Genomic DNA, 18,552 nt, shown 5'->3' on the forward strand with positions numbered 1-18,552 from the left:
AGTAACCCTTGATATAACAGGGATTGCCAACTTTTCACTAAATTTATCTTTTGAGCCAGAAGCACAAACCATCACCACAACAGTTGGTTCAACTTTGTCTTCAACTGCTACTGATCCAACTGGTGTTAAATCAGGTATTAAAGACTTCATCGGTGTTGATGGAACTAAATCAGCTGATGCAAACGGAAATGTTGATTGGACTAAGAGTCACTGGTACAATGCATCTACCGATGGGACTGAATACAACAAGCAGTTTACTGTAATTGATAAAGATGGTAATAGTTCAGTTGTTAACACACCTAAAGTTGCTGACTTGAGTAAAGCTGGTTCAACCTCTAACACTGCAACTATTGTATACAAAGACGGTTCAATGAACTTTGTCGATGTTCCAATTACTGTTACTGATGGTCAAACCCCTGTAACGCCAACAACTCCAACTAAGACTGAAGCTGATCAATATGATCCTAAGGGCCAAAACGTTACTACAACTGTCAATGTTCTTCCTGATGCTAAGAATGGTATCAGCAACGTATCTGACTTGCCATCAAATGCTACTTACACTTGGGCAACTCAGCCTGATGTTTCAAAGGCCGGCACTGTTCCAGCTATTGTTAATGTTACCTATGGTGACGGTTCACAAGACCAAGTTCCTGTAAACGTCATTATTAATGATGCTAACAACAATGTTCCTGACACTACTGGGGATGCTGAAGCTAATGACCCACAAGGTCAAGAAGTAACGACGATTGGTAAGACGCCAGATGCTAAGGACGCTATCAAGTGGCCAGCAGGTCAACCGGTAGACGGCAATGGTACTGCCATTGATCCAAGCACGATCACTTACAAGTGGTCCAGTGTTCCTGACGTTTACAGTCAGGGCGAACACCCAGGCGTTGTTCAAATCACCTACCCAGATGGTACCGTTGACTTCGTACCAGCAACGGTTGATGTTACTAACACGCCAACTGGGAAGCACACAAATATTCCAGAAAGTGGAACGGTTCCTGATGCCGGGACAGTTATTGATTGGGGCAATGGTAATTCGGCACCAACTACTGATCCAAATTACCCAGGCAAGACAACTTCTCACGAATGGACAACTAAGCCTGACCCAACTAAGCCTGGTGATCAAACTGGTGTTGTCACCATTACCTACCCTAACGGTGAAAAGGTTCCTGTCCAGGTTCCAGTAAGGGTAACAACTCCAACCAGTGCTACTGCTCCATATGCTGATCCTATCAACTACAAGTACAATCAGACTGTGCCAACTGACTCTTCTACTATTGGTTCATATGTAACTTGGCCAAGTGGTACTGCACCTGATACGTCAAAGGCAAACACTACCCAAAACGCATTGATCATTGCAACTTACACGGATCCAAACGATAGTACTCAGCAGATCCAGAAGAAGATTCCAGTAATTGTTAACGTTGGTTCCATGGCTGATTACTACACACCATCTGCTACTGACCTGACAGTTCCTCACAACGCTGACATGAGCAAGTATGCAGCATCAAAGCAAATTTCTGGTGTTCCATCAAATGTTGTCAGCTACGATGCTTGGGCACCAATGCCGGTCACTCAAGTTGCTGGTACGCAACCAACAATGATTAAGGTTACCTACACCGATGGTTCATTTGACTATGTTCCACTGAACGTTCACGTTTACGCACCAGAATATGCTGAAACCTCAGTTGCTCAAGGTGGTACTCAAACGGTTACACCAACCTGGACTGCTGACAAGGGTGATCAAAAAGTTTCCTTCGCTTCAACGGCTGGCACTCCTTCATGGGCAACTGTTGATACTGATGGTACTGTTACCCTGAAACCAGGTACTGATGTCAATGCCGGTGGTTACGCAATTCCAGTTCAAGTCACTTACAACAACGGATCAAAGGAAACTGTTTACGTTCCGGTAATGGTTACTGGTAATGGCCAGGAAGACAATAATACCTGGACTGTCAACGGCGATACCATGCGGTCATTCTCAATCAATACCTTCGATACTCACAAGACGAACGATGGTAGCGGTAATGCCATGGCTGGTGTCAACCCGCCACAGATTGGGACGATCTCCTATGCTAAGGAAGCCTACAACAAGCAGACTCACCAGTACAAGGATGTTGCAAAGATCACCTACAAGCTGAATAATGACAAGACGAAGTACGTTGTTGATTCCATTCTTCTGAACGGTCAAACAATTAGCAACCCAACCCTTGCCCAAGTTCAACAAGTCAAGAGTGATGCTGTCTTAGAATTCAATGCTACTGACGTTACGACTAGTTGGATGCCAGCATCTGATCAATGGTCAGAAGGTAAGGACCGGACTCCTAATACCGATGCTTCTAACTTCAATACCAAGGGCGATGGCAATCCAGGCTCAGGCACTAAGACTTCAACGGCACAGTCACAATATGGTGATCCAAATGGTGACCAACGTTCAACTGAATCACAACTATCTGGTAACTCACGTGCTCGGGCAAACATTGAATTGTCTGGTGATGCTCAAAACATCTTTGGTGTAGCACATGAAGGTTGGATCAACGTCTTCGGTAACTTCTACGGTGCTGAAACTAACCAAACTCTTACCTTCAAGCAAGGCCAAGACATTTCTAACCTTACTCAAGACCAATACCGTCAATTGATTAACGTTACTGACCTTGGTGCTGCTGGTTGGAACGGTGTCAACGTCAACCCTAATGCTCCACAAGTATTGGCTTATGTTCCAGGCACTGATACCGCTAAGACCTTCACGATGAGCTGGGCTCCTAATGGTCAACCATCAACTGAAACTGTTAAGAACGGTGTCTCCGGTACTGTTCGGATTCACTTTAACGATGGTACTTGGCTTGATATTCCAGCAACGATCAACGTTGTTGCTGACCCAGATGCTGGTAAGACTGATCAAGACAAGACTGAATTCACTCAAAAGATTGTCTACACTTACAATGGTAAGGAAGTTGCTACAACTAACATTGACAACATCGCTAAGGGTACTGACGTTTCTGCCGCTACCCTGAAGTCAACAATTGATGCCAATGTTCCTAACAACTACTCAATTGCAGCTGGCTACACTTACCCAGCCGGCTTGACTAACGTTACTGCAACTCCAACCATTCTCTATGTTCCATTAACGTTGAACAGTGGTGAAACATTCAGCGACACTGGTAAGATTGTTTACCGGACTGAAGATGGTACTCATACTTGGGACGGTAACACGATCAAGAGTAACGATGGTGATATCTTAACTGCTGCTCTGCTGAAGGACTTAGCTGACCAAAAGGTTCCAGCTGGTTACCACATTATCAAGTACCAGCAAGTTACACCGTAACTGGTGATAAATTTACCATTCCAGTTATCGTTGCTAAGAATGAACCATCCACTCCAACAACTCAAAACTTTAATCAAGATATTCAGTACAAGACTGCTGATGGTACTGTTGTTAAGACTGCATCTGGTGTAATTACTGGTACCTTAACTAACGGTTCAGGAACTGTTGCAATGAATGATGCTAACAGCCTGATTGACAGCAACATCCCAACTGGTTACCACTATGTATCTGGTAAGTTGACTCAAAATGAAACTGTTAATAGTGCAAATCCAGCTGCATTGGTTGTAATTGTTGCTCAAGATGGTGGTCAAGTAACTCCACCTGCTACTAAGAAGGCATCTGTAACTTACACATTCCACGATGACACTGACAACAAGACTGTTGGTACTCCTGTTGTGGTAACTGGTAATGAAGGTCAAACTCTTCCAACTGGCTTAGTAATTCCTAGTGGTTACAAGTTAGCTGAAGGTCAAACTCTTCCAACTACTGTTACTATTCCTGGTAGCGATGAAGCTGTCATTATCCACCTTGTACACGCCACTACTCCTGTAACACCAGGTCAACCAGGCGTTACCCCAGATAACCCTGACTACGCTGACCTCTTCCACAAGGTAACGCGGACGATCAACGTTGAAAACCCTGTTACCCACAGCACTGACACGACTGAAGAAACTGTTGAATTTGGTCGGACTGGTGTCAAGGATGACGTTACTGGTGAATTTCTGCCAGACCAATTCGGTGCATGGAAGGTTTACAACACTGCTAACAACACCTTAACTGATGAAACTACTGGTACTTGGAACGAATTCGATGCTCCAGAATTCAGTGGCTACACTCCAAGTCAAGCAGTTGTTGAAGCTAAGACCGTTAATGCTACTACTCCAGACGAAACTGTAACGATTACTTACAGCAAGGCTGATAATGGTGACCACGGTAACGGTGGCAACACTAACCCAACACCAAACCCTGGTGACAACAATAACAACCAAGGTAACAACGGCAATAACGGTAATAACAACAACAGAAATGGCAACGGTAACGGTATCAGCAATGGCAACGGCAATGGTGGCATTACTACCGACAACAATAACAACGGTAATAACGGCAACAAGGCTCAAGCCAAGACCTTACCACAAACTGGTAACCAATCTAACGCTGCTTCTGTCGCAGGATTAGGCTTAGCTTCCGTCATGGCTATGCTCGGTCTCTCCGGCTACAAGAAGCGCGAAGATAAGTAATTGCCGCGTCTCCCCCTAGATATATGTATAATTGATAGCATGCGGCAATTTTGAAAGAGGCGTGTGATGGTGAAACCCACCATCCCGCCTCTTTTGTTTTCCCACCAAAAACAGGACTAACGATCGGTCACCCCGGTCGCTAGCCCTGTTTTATTTAAACAACTCCCACCAACATGGTATGCAGACGGTTGCAGCGGTATAATACTAGTAATTAGTCAACAGGAGAGTGGTCAAAATGCAACGTCATTATCTAAGTATTGATATTGGTGGCACGTCAATCAAGAGAGCCCGAATTGATCATTCTGGAAATATCATTAGCAGCACGAAGACGCCGACACCACGCGAAAAGGGGGCCTTCCTTGCGGTAATCAAGCAAATCATCACCGCTAACCGGAGCGTCAATGCGCTCTGCGTCAGCGTTCCCGGGATTGTGGACCCCCGGACCGGCATTGTGCAGTTTACTGGTGCCCTTGGTTTTATGGGTAACTTTGCCTTTGCCGACTACCTCCGTCAATTCTCTGGCTTACCGGTGTTTGTTGGTAATGATGCCAATTGTGCAACCCTTGCAGAAATGTGGTTAGGACGGCTCAATGGGATAAACAGCGGTGCCGTGGTTACGCTCGGTACGTCGGTCGGCGGCGGATTAATGCTTAACCAGCGCCTTTTCGTCGGTCCCCATTTTCGGGCTGGTGAACTCAGTGCAATTGTGAATAACCACGACTATCATGACCTTCATGAAGCGACGGTGGGGGCAAGCACTTCGGCGGTGAAAATGATTGAGGCAGTCGCCACGGCCTGTGGTTTGCCAGATAAGAAGGATGGCCGCCGGGCGTTCGTTGAGATTAACAACCGGGACCCGCAAGCATGGGCGATCTTTACGGCCTTTTGCCGCCGGGTGGCTGTGCTCCTCATAAACGTCCAGGCAGTTGTTGACCTGGAGCGGGTCCTAATTGGTGGTGGCATTAGTGCGCAGCCAGTAGTTGTCAGTGAGATCCGGCACCAATTTAAGCTTCTCCAGGATGGTGACCGGCGGCTTCATGATGATGTCCAGATGCCGGAGATTGAGGCCGCCCAGTTTGGTAATGAAGCGAACTTGTTAGGTGCACTGTATGGATTACTGTTGCAGGTAGAGAAAGAAGAATGAGCTTGTGAATGCTAATAATTCGATGACCACCCGGGTGTTTGCCCTCTTACTGGGGCTGGTGGTTAATGCGTTTGGTAATGGGCTAACGGTGGCGACCAATATGGGTGCGGCGCCGTGGACCGCGGCCGAGGTTAACCTTGCCTACTTGACCCATCTCTCGGTAGGGATGGTGATGTTTATCGTTGGGGTTCTGGTAGCGGTGGCTAACCAGCTGCTGATTCGGCAGTGGGATAAGTGGCGCTTCTTTGGTGAGGTGGCCTTTATTGCGGGCTTTAGCTACTTTATTGATGTATTTATTGCCTTCTTTAGCTGGGTGGGCATTCCACACTGGCCGCTGCTGGTTCGGATAGTGCTGTGCTTTACCGGTGTGGTAATCTTCTGTGCGGCAATTTCGCTTTACCAACGTGCTAATTTAATCATGCACCCGAATGATGATACGACTAATATTTTACGTTTCATCTACTTTAAGGGCCGGGTGGTGGTTGCCCAGCTGGTTAATTTTCTGGTCCCGTTAGTGGCAATTATTGTAACGGTGGTATTTACCCACCACGTGTACTCGGTGAATATCGGGACCGTGTTCTGCCTGCTTTGCAACGGACCGTTGATTGGGATCGCGGACCGACACTTGTGGCATGGCCTACACCATAATTTCCGGGTGAAAAACGAAAAGGATTAAGCAGATTCTGGGTTTCTGCTTAATCCTTTTTTATATTTACTAGTTATCTTAAAAACGACCACTGTGTATTTAGTATCTTTATAAATTAAAACTGGCCTCCTTTTTCCAGAATTATTCCATGAGACGTAGGCGGTATATATATGATTAACTTTCATCATCAAAGAATTCCTCTAAGTCTTTCTTGGATTTTACGCGATGTACAGGGATATCCTTAACCGCATCACGTAATTCTAATTCGGCGCGCTGCTCTTTTGTTAAAGAAAAGCTTAGTGGGATTTTTCCGGTTGCAACAATTTCTTTATATAGTGCATTTATAACTACAGTTGGATTCAAGCCAATTTCATCCATAATGTTTTCTGCCTTGGCAGCTAACTTGCGATTGACGTTCACTTGGATCTTTTTATTTTTACTCTTAACCGAGTCCATTATAATCACCTTACGATCCTTTTTCATTTCATATAAGGAAAATGTGCCATTGATGGAACCTGGTCCCACTTGACGGGGTAACCGGCACCATGGGCACAGAATACTGAATCGGGAGTGTTTGGCAGGTCGGCAGTTGGCTCATAATCCTTCTCTGCCACGACCTCTTCTGCGTTGTGACATGGCTGGTAACCACTGACGACGCAGTCAAGCTGTCCCTGACCATGACTGTAGTTGCGGACGTTCGTTGCATAATCACGCATTGTGGCTACCGGTGCCGTTCCCGTGAGGACCGCCATTGTACCACCGTCATTTGGTGCCATCTTAAATGTGCCGCCCATCTTTTGCAGGTCATTAATTGCCCGACCAACCTGGTCTTGGGGGATGGTTAGCCGGTATTGGTACCACGGTTCAAGCAACACATCGTGGCCACCAGCACGCAACTCCATTAATCCTTGCCGAACTGCCCGCCAGGTAGCCTCGCGAAAGTCGCCGCCAACCGAGTGGACGATACTTCCTTTCCCACCGACCAACGTAATCTTAACGTCAGTCAATGGTGAGCCAGTCAGTACACCCCGGTGCTCCTTCGCTGCCAGGCTGGTCATAATCTGCTGCTGCCAATTGTGGTCAAGAATATCTTCACGACAGTTATCCGCGAAGACAAGGCCGCTCCCGGGCGTACCCGGCTCAAGCAGGAGGTGGACCTCTGCATAGTGACGGAGGGGCTCAAAGTGGCCGACCCCTTCAACCGCCTGGTCAATAGTCTCCTGGTAGAGGATCTGTTCCTGGCTAAACTTGAGTGGTAGGTCGTACCGTTCCGTGAGTAATTGTTCTAGGATCTCACGTTGAACCTCACCCATTAGGTGGACGTGAATCTCCTGGAGGTGGCTAGACCACTCGACCTTGAGCTGGGGATCTTCGTCGGCAAGCTCTTGGAGGGCCTTCAAACAGACGTGCGGGTCCCGGTCGCCAACTTTTACTGCATAGGAAAGTACGGGTTGCAACTGCGGCTGCGGGTTATCGGCCTGCCCGCCAAGCCCTTGTCCAGGGAAGGAGGAGGTTAGGCCAGCGATTGCACATACGCCACCCGCAGCAACTTCTTGCTGGATGGTAAATTTATCACCATCGTAAACCCGAAGCTGGTCTGCCTTTTCACCAGGAAGAATCTCACTCTTCGCTTTCAGCGTGCCACCAGTCACCCGTACCCAGGTCAGCCGGTTGCCATTCTTATCGTGGGAAATCTTAAAGACTCGTGCCGCAAACCCTTCCGCTGGTGGGGTCACCAGTGTCCATTCCTGTAAACCATCAAGTAGGTTGGTAATGCCTTCCATCTTAAGGGCCGACCCGGTGAAGCAGGGGAACACTTTCCGTTGCTTGATTAACTGCCGGACCGCTTCAGAAGTTAGTTCACCGGCATCGAGGTATTTCTCCAGCACGTCATCGTCTTGTATGGAAATTGCTTCCGCCGTGTCGCCGGTCGTAACTTTTCCACTCGTAAAATCAATGCAGCCGGCGGAAAATTCGGCTTGTAATTCTTGGATAACGCCAGCCGGGTCGGCGCCCACGCTGTCGACCTTATTAATAAAAATAAAGGCAGGAACGTGGTAGCGGCGGAGGAGGGACCACAATGTGCGAGTGTAACCCTGGATGCCATCGGTAGCAGAAATTACTAGCACTGCATAGTCAAGAACCTGGAGGACCTGCTCAGTTTGGGCCGCAAAGTCGATATGGCCGGGGGTGTCCAAAATTGTAAGGGCTAAGTCCTTGTAATCCAATTCTGCCTGGTGGGCGAAAATGGTGATACCACGTTGCTTTTCTAATTGGTCGGGGTCAAGAAAAGCATCGCCGTTATCAACCCGGCCGAGCTTGCGGAGCTGGCCAGATTGGTAAAGCAATGCTTCTGTCAGGGTTGTTTTACCGGCATCGACGTGAGCGACGAGACCGGTCACAATATTCTTTGTCATGATGGTTAGTTGTTGTCGCCGGTACGGACCACGAGGACGTCGCAGTGAGCATTCCGGTTAACATAGTTGGTAACGGAACCGACCATGAACCGTTCAACGCCAGAAACACCGGAGGCACCAACGACGATAAGGTCAGTATCGTGATCGACTGGGAATTCACGGGCGATAACCCGTTTAGGATTCCCAAACCGGATGTGGATGTTGACGCTCTTTACACCGGCTTCGGTTGCCTTTTTCTTGAGGTCTTCCATCCGCCCCTGGGTGGCCTTGACAGCATCGTAAGTTTCTTCATCACTTAAGACAGCGTTACTGTAGCCGTCCGTAATCTGGTCCACCTGGGTAATTGTTAAGATATCGAGGTGGGCATCATTGTCCAGTGCGGCGCGGATTCCGGTATCCAAAACCTTTGCCGTTGCCTTGGACCCATCAATTGCAACCAAGATATTTTTGTATTGCGAAATTTCTGCCATGATTAATTCTCCTTTATCTTTTATTCCATACTTCTATTATACTTTTTTTCGTTATATTTTTTTACTATTTAGAAGCATTATTAAGTAAAAGATTAGCTAAGTCAGCGGATTGAGCTTTATCCCGGAATCTAGTAGAATGAAAAGAGTATACCCCTGCGAGAACAAGGAAATAAGAAGTGGGCGGGTGGACCACACTCCGTCACAATCAAAATGAAAGTTGGTAATGAGATGAAGAATGCTGATAAGGTAATTATTGTAACGTCGGTAGCGGCTGTGTTTGCCCTTGTATTAGATGCCATCATGTTTGTTCAACATGGCCAGTCACTCACAGATGCTAGTGTATGGGGCCGCTTGCTGGTCTTTATCGTACTGGCAGCGATTGTTAATGGCCTGGCACTGGTAAAAATGCGTTTTTGCGGGTACGCAACAATTTTGGTTAACTTGTACTTCGCAATTGCCAGTTTGGCCGCTTTCCAAACAGTTAACTCGCGAACGAGTTTTACCGGCGTCTTAATCCAGGGACTTAGTATTCTTGGTATTTTAATCGGTTGTGCGGGAATTTACTATGGGATCAAGCAACGTGCTGAATACACGAAGGCACGAATCCAAAAGTTAGAGGAGCAAGCTAAGAAATGAAAATGACGGTAGCTGATTACTTAGAACAAGTTACGGGCGACCGGGTAGCAACGGAAGAAGTTGAGAAGACGGCTGCTCAGGCACAGCAAAAGACGACCTTGAAGACGGCAATCCAGTATATGCTGGACCAGGTTGATAAAGGTTACCTTGGCCAGTACGTGATGAACGTTAAGATGAAGAAGGGGGACCCCGTCAATGTCCGTCTGGAAGCTAACCTGATCAATGTCCCGATGGCGGAAGCAGAGCGGCTTTTGCCCAAGTTATTAGACCAGGAGCCAGAGTACCCCGTTAACCTGTACCTGGTGATGGAAAGCGATGACGTGAACAAGTCTGGCTTGCGGATTGATGAGCTGGCTAATGATACTGACCAGGGTGGTAGTATTACCAGTTTGGTTAACCGGGCCCAGGAATGGGTGGCAGAACACCTGGCTGACGTCGTTGAAGCGCGGGCTTAAGTTCTTGCCTTTTACGGTGGATCTGTTAGAATAGACAGTGCGATGAGTCGAGAGGTCTGGTAGCAACCCTAATTGCTGCCATTAGACATTTCGAATGTGGGGCACGTTAACTCACCGGATTGTGAGGTGCCCGGCAGCGTGCAGAGTGGACACTGCGCGTTTGCCTGCGATAATATCAATACACAGCAAAAGGAGTTACTGATTTTTTCAGTAGCTCCTTTTTTAATCGAATATTTTTGCGACAACTAACCCAAAATAAGACAAAACAATTTTCTTGATTATTCACTGGCTTTTTATTGTGAAAGGGCTTACAATAAGACGTGGAAGCGAGGATGATCGATATGGTAGAAGAAACTTACTTTGGCGTTGCAGTTGCTGCATTAGTGTTTGTCGTTTTCGCACTTTGTTTATAGTGGGCAAAGGGATCCGTTGATGGCCGGATCCCTTTATTATTTTAAAATGCAAATGGCTCCCGGTCCGATGGTGGACGGGAGCCGTTTTTTTGATAACGTGCTACGCGGGGAGGGGCTAGAGTCTAGCAGACAAAATGAATTACCGCGTACCGCGCTAACCCATTTTGCCATGCTAGTCTTACGCCCCTCTTTTTCCCGCTCCGCACTTCCGATAACGTGCTGCGCGTGGAGGGGCTAGAGTCTAGCAAACAAAATGAATTACCGCGTACCGCGCTAACCCATTTTGCCATGCTAGTCTTACGCCCTCTTTTTCCCGCTCCGCACTTCGATGATAACGTGCTGCGCGGCAGGAGGCTCAAGCCTAACAAAGAAAAGTGAGCGCCGCGTGCCGCGCCACTCCCTTTTCTCCGTTAGTCAACCGCCTCCTTTAATGCCGCTCCGCACTTCTTTCCTTACTTCACCTCATACCTCATTCCCTCGTAGCGGTGACTGAGCACAATTACGAGGACCGTTGCTAGCAGTGCGTAAACTGAGCCTACGTAGCCGAGATGGTTCATCGTCGTGAAGTGGACCGCTTCCGATGCCGTGAATGAGCCAAGCGAAATTCCTATATTTGCAAAAATTGAGTTTAATGATGATGCTAAATCAAGTGATTGCGGATATTCCTTTTCAGCAATATCCAAAAACATCAACTGGGTCGAGGAACCGTAGCAAGAAAATGCAATGCAAAGTAGTCCCACCACTAAAATTGCTAGCCACTTAAATGAAAGTAGGGGACCAAATGCCACGTACAGGACAAACATAATCCCGTAAATAACCGGTAAACGGTGAACCCCGCCGCGGTCAGCTAGGTAGCCACCAAACTTATTACCAATAATGAAGAAGATTCCCATTGCAAATAAGAGCCAGTTAAGCCAGGTGTTATCAAAGCCCATTTCGTTAGTAATCAATGGCCGGATGTAGGTGTAGATGGTGTAATCAGCCGCACAAATTGAAACAATGAAGATAACTCCCAAGAGTACCCGGCTATCCTTGAAAAGGACAAATTGTTTTTTCAGGCTACTCTTTACCTGGGGCGTATCTTTTGGTACCAGCCAGAAGAGAAAGGCTACCGCAATAACGGTGATTACCGTCACCATCCAGAAGCTATCGTGCCAAGAAAAATGGGTACTGATGATGGTACCAATCGGGATCCCGATGACGGAGGCAATACTGAAACCGGCAAAGACCCATGAAACCAGGCTGGCCCGCTTATTATATGGGGCAACGAAGCTCGCCATAACGAGGACAATCGAAATAATTGCCCCAGCCACCGTTGCGGTTAGAATCCGTGAGAACAACAATGAGATAAAGTTAGTTGCCAGTGCCGACCAGGTGTTCCCAATTAGGAAAATAATCATTAGTGCAAGGAGGACCCGGTGCCGTTGCCATCGGTTGGCAAGTGAGGTGATAATTGGGGTGAATGCTGCATAGACCAATGCAAAGACGGTAACGAGCAGCCCTAACTGCGACAGTGAATCATTGTATTCGTGTGCGATATCCGGTAGGACACCGACAATCATGTATTCGTTGCAGCCAAGCATGAATGCAACAAAGACAAAAAGTATTGCTTGTAAACGGTACTTCATAGTAGCCCTCCTTAGTATTAATTTTTCACAACCAGACCATTCTATAAGAAAATAACATGTTTTACTAGTAGTAAAGCGCTATTAAGTTAAGGAAATTTTTATAGGATTGGCGAAACTGGTCCTATTTAACTATAACTCATTTTCGTAGTCTATGTGGAAGCGCTATCATATTGTGATAAAGAAAAGCTTCAAGCTAAATGCCTGAAGCTTTTACTTTACAAGGTAAATTTGTTCGTCAATCAGGTCAAAGGAATGTAACTGCTGGTTGACCTTCTTTAATTCATCGTCCTGGCTTAACTGTGCTTCTTGCCAGAACTTCTTGGAGTCGGTAGCGCCATCCTTTTCACCAATGACTAAGAAGTGGACGTCAGGGTAGTCTTGGCGAATGAGTTGGAGGACATCCCAATCAGTTTCCTGCTTGTCTGGCGCCCATGACATGATAATAAATTTGACGTCATTACCATATTTCTTGACCGCGTCAATTGCATCAAGGCGTTCGATCTTGGTAACCGGGTGCTTGCCCGTTTCGTTCTCCTTTACCCATGCTTGACTATCGGTCGTGTAGATCTTTTGGGTAGGGTTATTATTCCGCAGTCCCTTAGAAATATAGCCATTGCCAGCCATCAATTCCAAAACTGGCTCACCATTAAGATAGTTAGAAAGGGCCTTGGCAAACGGTGCGTTCACGTAAGACCACATTCCGTAAGTATCTTCCAAGTAGTCACGGAAGTTACGGAGCGCCTTATCTAGCTTTGGCAACGCCTCGTTGTACTTATTCCAGAGGGCATCACCCCGGGGATCACCTTGTAGGTACTGTTGGTTAACAGTCTTAAAAATCGTGTCCTGGATATCATCAGGAAGGAGTAAGCGGGGGAGTGGTTGCGGAAGTAAGCCGTTCTTAAGGAGCCGGTCACTCTCAAGGGCATTGTTGATCAAGTACTTGATCGGTGGGAAGTCATCAAAGAGGTCCCGGTAATTAAGCAATTCCTGAATGTAAGGAACTTCTTTAGTTACCCGGTGCGCCTTTTTAACCCGCTTTTTCAATTGCTTTAATTTCTTTGGATTCATTGTTAATCACTACTTTAATTTCAGATTCAGCTGTTCTTGCTTACCGTAAAACTTATCGGTATCGCGGCGGTTATTCTTTCCCTTCAAGTAGCCATCAATTAGTTGAAAAATTTCGTACCGGTCCTCATTCGATAAAGTTGTTTGGTTAAAGGACAGGTTCTTACTGGAGAAGAATAACTTGCCGAGGTCAAAGTCATCCCGGTCAGTCTTCCCGGTTAGGTAGTCGAGACTAACATCGAAAAATTCGGCTAGTTTCCGGGCCTCAACATAGGAAGGTGTCCGGATTCCCCGTTCCCAGTTACCGATTTGTGAAGCGGTATTTGGCTTTTCATTTGGCCCGAGATTTTCGTTTAGGTGGTTTGCCAGTTCTTTAAGGGTGATTTTTTGGCCCTTACGTAGTGCACGGAGTCTTTCTGGAAACATTCTCTCACTCCTTTTTAGTGTCAGTTTCTATTTTAACATTGGAATCCATATTTGCTAGCAATGAATATTACAAAGTAACAGAAAGTGTGCTAAAATATTCGCGTTATAAAATTACGACACGGGGTTAATCATTTTGAAAAAGAAAACAAGTCTACGCCGTCACCATTTATGGCGGTGGTTGGTCGGAATCATTGTCATTATTGCCGTTGCATTATTTGCGGCTGGGAGCTATTTCTTCTCGGTGGCAATGGTACCGAGCCATAAGTCATTTATTAATAATTCGAACCGGATCAGTCGGAGTGACCCGCTGTATTCACAGAAAATGTGGTTTAAGAAAGCGCCAAAGCAGCAGTGGACCATGGAATCAGCAAGCGGTGGTTACCGGCTGGTTGCCGACTACTTGCCAGCCGCAAAGAAGACTACCAAGAACGTTATTATCCTGCACGGCTTTATGGGCAAGAAGGAAAAGATGGGCGAGTATGCAGCCATGTTCCACCAGCTGGGCTACAATGTCTTGATGCCGGATGCTAGGGCGCACGGTCAGAGCCAGGGAAAGTACATTGGCTATGGTTGGCCAGAACGCTATGATGTGCGAAAGTGGAGCGAGAAGCTAATTGCCAAAAATGGGCAAAACAGCCAGATTGTCATCTTCGGGGTCAGCATGGGTGGCGCAACGACGATGATGACTAGCGGAATTCAGCTCCCCCACCAGGTGAAGGCCTTTGTTGAAGATTGTGGCTACGATAGCCTAAATGCGGAGCTTAACTATGAAGCGGGAAACCTGTATAATATTCCCCGGGTAATACGTGCACCATTAATTGGGTCGTTAAGTGTGATTAACCGGGTGAAGAATGGCTTCTACACTCACGAGGCTAGTTCTACAGAAATGTTAGCCCATAATCACCGACCAATGCTTTTTATCCATGGTAGTAAGGATACCTTTGTGCCAACCAAGATGGTTTACCAGAACTACGCGGCGACAAAGGGGCCAAAGAAGCTGTGGATTGTAAAGGGTGCTAAGCATGCTGCTTCTTACGAGAAAGAGCCACAAGAGTATCCACGGCAAGTTGCACGTTTCCTAAACCAATACGTTAAATAAGCGAGGATAAAAATGTTAGTGATTTTTGTGGTAATGCTGGTGGCAATCGAGCACATTGGTATTATGCTGATTGAAATGTTTGGCAGCCCGGAGCAGCAGGCACGGGCATTTGACCTGCCAGTTGAATTTACACGTCAAAAAGAAGCACGGGTCTCGTTTGCTAACCAAGGAATTTACAATGGTGCGCTCGGCGTGATGATGATCGCCAGCTACTGGCTTGTTCGGGGTGTGCTTTTGATCACGGTTTGGCAAATGTTGCTGGTATTTATTATGGTTGTTGCCCTGTATGGTGGCTTTACCGCGACAAAAAAGATTTGGTCAATCCAGTTGTTACCGGCCTTAGTCGCTTTTTTGCTGACATTGTAAGGGGCGGGGAAGAAGAAGTTCTTCCTGGCCTTTTCTTTTTCCTGAATGTTGCAGGATAAATACTAAAAATGTGACGTTTGCAACAGCTTTCGAAAAGTAGGTTATCAAACATGCTAAAACTTATTATTACTGGTGCGGTGCTCTACGCTTCAACTGCTCTTGACCTGTTAGTAATCCTGATGCTGCTCTTCTCAAAATACCGGTCGGCTAAACACCGGCGGCAGATTTTTGTTGGGCAGTTTATTGGCTCTTACACCTTGATTGGGATTAGCCTTTTCTTTGCCTTTATTCTCCACTACGTTCCGGCAAAGTGGCTCCTTGGTTTGCTGGGAATCGTGCCGATCTATTTTGCAATAAAGTACTTATTTGGTGAGAGTGATGAAACGACTGAAGCAAAGCAGACGCTGGCTGAACGCCGTGACAAGAACCTGGTATGGACAATTATTTTAATTACGGTTTCATCCTGTGGTGCTGATAATATTGGGCTCTTTGTCCCGTACTTTGTTTCGCTAACTGGCAGCCAGTTGGCCATCACGCTAGTTGTGTTTACCATTTGTATTTTTATCCTGGTGGCGCTCGGGGATGCCTTTTCGCAGGTCCCCGTTGTTAAAAGATTTCTGGGCCGTTTTGGCAACTGGATTATGGCCCTCATCTATGCCTACCTTGGAATTATGATCATCGTCGAGGGTGGGACAATCCCACACTTGTTAAATTTGTTGTTGTGAATTAAAAAGTCTCCTAGCTGATACAAGTTAGCTAGGAGATTTATTTAGTCTAGTGACTGGACGTAAACTAGTTCGTCAGTTGAGATCTGTTCGTTAAGGGCGTTAGCTAGTTCCTGTGAAAGGTTGCCAGCCGCAAGTTGTTCTTGAACGTAAGAGTGTTCAAGCTGGAATGCCTCAATAAACAGACTGGTGACTAGGTCAGTATTAACCTGCAAGTCTTGGCTAAAGAACCGTTTCTTTTGCATGTAAATGTGGTTGACCATGGCAATTTCATTAACGTTTTCTGGCGTTGAAATTGAATGGAGGTACTTTTCGATATTACGGTAAATCAGCGTTTGAACCTTATTGATCGCTTCACGTTCATTTTTAGTGATGAGCTGGTGGCCCGTATCACTACTTAATGCGCCATTGCTTTTAACTTGTTTCCGTAACCGCCGCCGACGGGCATGGCGCCACTTCACCCGGTGCCAAAGGATAACCCATGATTCAACAAAACTATGGCGGCTACCGCGGAAGACAGACCGGGTAACAAAGTCGGCGAAAAACTGGGCCTGCTTTTCCGTGATCACATCATCCGCGGTCAATTGATCAAGGGTGGCCAACTCAATTTGGTGGGCCTTATTGACCAGTTGTTCGAACAATGTACGGTTGAAACTATGGAATTGCTCCGATTGGCTACTAAGCTGGTCAGCAACCATTGATCGTTCACGGGGATGACTGTCATCATCGTGAAGGGCGTTGATCGCGTAATGGACTGTCTTGTTGAAGGCCTGCCTAAATTCCTCTGCGGTGTACTCACGGGACTTTGGCGGGAGGATAAGCGGGTAGGCGACGGCTCCCACTAGGATACTAATTAAGATTACAAAGGCCGCAATCAAAATCATTGAATTTCGGAATGCAAATTCGTGGTGGTTGATCATTACCGGTAAGGAAAAAGCCAGGGCAAGGGTGATGGTCCCGTGGATACCGCCGATAGCCATTAGGAGACTGTCGCGGTTAAGGTCCTTTTTGGCTGAATTGATGTTGACCAGCCGGAACCGTGTCCACAAGAAGCGGAGGACAGTCATAATCGCGTAAAGCAATAGAGCAATCCAGACTAGGTTAAGTAGGTTCCGGGGAGCGGTCCGTTGAAGAACTTGTGGAAGCATGACCCCTAAAAGGACAAACACAATCCCGTTAAGTGCATCGGAAATAATCGTCCAAATTGTGGTGGTCGCCATTTGGACCTTAGTTGAAGTTAGCCGCAGACGGTCGTAAAGGATACTATGGACAATCCCTGCGGAGACCACGGCCAGGATCCCGGAAAAGTGCAATTCTTCGGCGAGCCAGTAAACAACAATTGGCGTCATTACGTTAATCGGGATCACGATGGAACCAATGTCAACGTGGTTTCGCATTAGTCGTTGCCGCAGGTTAATCAGAAGGTTCCCCATGATGGCCCCAAAGATAATTCCACCAAAGAAGACATAGGCAAAAATCCACAGGCCGTGGCCAAGTGAAAATTCACCGGACCGGTAGGCTGCTAGGGAAAGGTCGAGCAGGACAATTCCAGAAGCATCATTGAAAAGCGACTCGTATTCTAGAGCACCGTTTACGTTTTCGGGAACAGTCATGTTAGTGGTAATCGACTTGACGGCAACCGCATCAGTGGGCGTAATAATTGACGCCAGGATAAAGGCAAGGGCAAACGGGAAGACCGTTGGCAATGCAAGGTGCAAAATCCCACCCGCAATTAGGACGGTAACCAGCGCCAAGACGACTGAAATTGACAGGATCGACTTATAATTACTGCTTAGGTAACGGAAAGACTGGTTTTGACCGTCATTAAACATTAGTGGTGCGATAACCACCATCATAAAAAGTTCTGGGTGCATCGTAAAGTCAGTAGCCGCAGTCGGTAGGGAAGCCAGCAAAATTCCGGCGATAATTTGGTAAATTGATAATGGAATTTTGGGATAAATTAAATGAATAACGTTGGCAACTACCACTGCGGTAAACAGCAAGATGATTCCAAGGAGCAGGCCCATAAGTTAATACCACCTTTTAGTTGAGATATGGATTAAAAAGGGGCCGTACAAAGCAATGCCTTGTCACGGTCCCATCAAATCAATAATTATTCACGGCCAATCAGCATCTTGATGCCCATGGCAACATTGTAAACGAAAAGTAGAAGGGCAATAAGCAGTGCAAAAGTTAACAGGATGCCAAAGAGGGCCCCGGAATGAACCGTGAAGTCCTGCAAGGCATTAATGCTGTATACGAGAATCGCAAAAATTACGTATAACAACGGGAAAATTTGGGTCCAAAAAGCCTTTCGCGCGTTACTGGTAATTGATGTTGGGTTATCGCTTGCACGGGCAATTACCCAGACGATCAGTGGAAAAATAACCGGTAAGAAGAAAATGCTAAGGTAGGATAACGTGTTCACGATCCGGGTTGAAATACGATTATTATTCATTCTTTAGTCCTTCCTTTTTCTATATTATGCCCGAT

General features: G+C 46.6%; 17 protein-coding genes. 9 read left to right on the top strand and 8 right to left on the bottom strand.

Features of this window, described 5'->3' with window-relative positions:
- Positions 1–94 precede the first annotated feature (94 nt).
- The 4 genes from QOS07_RS03145 (at position 95) to QOS07_RS03160 (ending at position 6,389) form a co-directional block, all read left to right on the top strand.
- On the top strand, positions 95–3,331 hold the full coding sequence (locus QOS07_RS03145; protein ID WP_283587552.1) for a Rib/alpha-like domain-containing protein: 3,237 nt from the start codon (positions 95–97) through the stop codon (positions 3,329–3,331).
- 170 nt (positions 3,332–3,501) lie between these two features.
- Positions 3,502–4,569 (top strand): mucin-binding protein, encoded by a 1,068-nt coding sequence (locus QOS07_RS03150; RefSeq protein ID WP_283587553.1) that lies wholly within the window; start codon positions 3,502–3,504, stop codon positions 4,567–4,569.
- Between the two features lie 235 nt (positions 4,570–4,804).
- Positions 4,805–5,713, top strand: a complete 909-nt coding sequence (locus tag QOS07_RS03155) for an ROK family protein (RefSeq protein ID WP_283587554.1) — start codon at positions 4,805–4,807, stop codon at positions 5,711–5,713.
- A 4-nt stretch (positions 5,714–5,717) separates the two neighbouring features.
- Positions 5,718–6,389, top strand: a complete 672-nt coding sequence (locus tag QOS07_RS03160) for a YczE/YyaS/YitT family protein (protein WP_326521323.1) — start codon at positions 5,718–5,720, stop codon at positions 6,387–6,389.
- Positions 6,390–6,533: 144 nt separating this feature from the next.
- Here QOS07_RS03160 and QOS07_RS03165 read toward each other — a convergent pair whose 3' ends face one another.
- Genes QOS07_RS03165 through QOS07_RS03175 form a run of 3 tightly spaced genes read right to left on the bottom strand, consistent with a single transcriptional unit; the run spans position 6,534 to position 9,246 of the window.
- Entirely contained in the window at positions 6,534–6,815 is a 282-nt protein-coding gene (locus QOS07_RS03165; RefSeq protein ID WP_283587555.1) for a type II toxin-antitoxin system RelB/DinJ family antitoxin, read from the bottom strand.
- A 23-nt stretch (positions 6,816–6,838) separates the two neighbouring features.
- On the bottom strand, positions 6,839–8,776 hold the full coding sequence (locus QOS07_RS03170; protein WP_283587556.1) for an elongation factor G: 1,938 nt from the start codon (positions 8,774–8,776) through the stop codon (positions 6,839–6,841).
- 5 nt (positions 8,777–8,781) lie between these two features.
- A complete protein-coding gene (locus tag QOS07_RS03175; RefSeq protein ID WP_283587557.1) occupies positions 8,782–9,246 on the bottom strand; it encodes a universal stress protein in 465 nt (154 codons plus the stop codon).
- Between the two features lie 228 nt (positions 9,247–9,474).
- Between QOS07_RS03175 and QOS07_RS03180 the strand changes: the two genes are divergently transcribed.
- Both QOS07_RS03180 and QOS07_RS03185 read left to right on the top strand, forming a co-directional pair.
- Entirely contained in the window at positions 9,475–9,882 is a 408-nt protein-coding gene (locus QOS07_RS03180) for a hypothetical protein (RefSeq protein ID WP_283587558.1), read from the top strand.
- On the top strand, positions 9,879–10,337 hold the full coding sequence (locus QOS07_RS03185) for a hypothetical protein (protein ID WP_283587559.1): 459 nt from the start codon (positions 9,879–9,881) through the stop codon (positions 10,335–10,337). Before QOS07_RS03180 ends, QOS07_RS03185 begins: the two co-directional genes overlap by 4 nt.
- 865 nt (positions 10,338–11,202) lie before the next feature.
- On the opposite strand, the gene QOS07_RS03190 is transcribed toward QOS07_RS03185, so the two are convergent.
- The 3 genes from QOS07_RS03190 to QOS07_RS03200 form a co-directional block, all read right to left on the bottom strand.
- Positions 11,203–12,378, bottom strand: coding sequence for an MFS transporter (locus tag QOS07_RS03190; protein ID WP_283587560.1), 1,176 nt, complete (start codon positions 12,376–12,378; stop codon positions 11,203–11,205).
- A 210-nt stretch (positions 12,379–12,588) separates the two neighbouring features.
- Complete coding sequence (locus QOS07_RS03195) at positions 12,589–13,446, bottom strand: SAM-dependent methyltransferase (RefSeq protein ID WP_283587561.1); 858 nt, start codon at positions 13,444–13,446, stop codon at positions 12,589–12,591.
- A gap of 9 nt (positions 13,447–13,455) precedes the next feature.
- Positions 13,456–13,869: a helix-turn-helix domain-containing protein gene (locus QOS07_RS03200; RefSeq protein WP_283587562.1), complete on the bottom strand. Its 414-nt coding sequence runs from the start codon at positions 13,867–13,869 to the stop codon at positions 13,456–13,458.
- 130 nt (positions 13,870–13,999) lie between these two features.
- Here QOS07_RS03200 and QOS07_RS03205 point away from each other — a divergent pair, with 130 nt between their 5' ends.
- The 3 genes from QOS07_RS03205 (at position 14,000) to QOS07_RS03215 (ending at position 16,059) form a co-directional block, all read left to right on the top strand.
- Entirely contained in the window at positions 14,000–14,968 is a 969-nt protein-coding gene (locus QOS07_RS03205) for an alpha/beta hydrolase (RefSeq protein ID WP_408613269.1), read from the top strand.
- Between the two features lie 12 nt (positions 14,969–14,980).
- The gene (locus QOS07_RS03210) at positions 14,981–15,334 is read left to right on the top strand and encodes a DUF1304 domain-containing protein (RefSeq protein ID WP_283587563.1); all 354 of its coding nucleotides are present in this window, start codon (positions 14,981–14,983) and stop codon (positions 15,332–15,334) included.
- A 110-nt stretch (positions 15,335–15,444) separates the two neighbouring features.
- On the top strand, positions 15,445–16,059 hold the full coding sequence (locus QOS07_RS03215; protein WP_283587564.1) for a cadmium resistance transporter: 615 nt from the start codon (positions 15,445–15,447) through the stop codon (positions 16,057–16,059).
- A gap of 44 nt (positions 16,060–16,103) precedes the next feature.
- Here the strand turns inward: QOS07_RS03215 and QOS07_RS03220 are convergent, their stop codons facing one another.
- Together QOS07_RS03220 and QOS07_RS03225 are read right to left on the bottom strand one after the other, a co-directional pair.
- Entirely contained in the window at positions 16,104–18,086 is a 1,983-nt protein-coding gene (locus tag QOS07_RS03220) for a cation:proton antiporter (RefSeq protein WP_283587565.1), read from the bottom strand.
- Between the two features lie 86 nt (positions 18,087–18,172).
- A complete protein-coding gene (locus tag QOS07_RS03225) occupies positions 18,173–18,517 on the bottom strand; it encodes a hypothetical protein (protein ID WP_283587566.1) in 345 nt (114 codons plus the stop codon).
- Positions 18,518–18,552: the final 35 nt, after the last annotated feature.

The sequence above is a fragment of the Limosilactobacillus viscerum genome (genome assembly GCF_947387525.1).
Classification (GTDB): domain Bacteria; phylum Bacillota; class Bacilli; order Lactobacillales; family Lactobacillaceae; genus Limosilactobacillus; species Limosilactobacillus viscerum.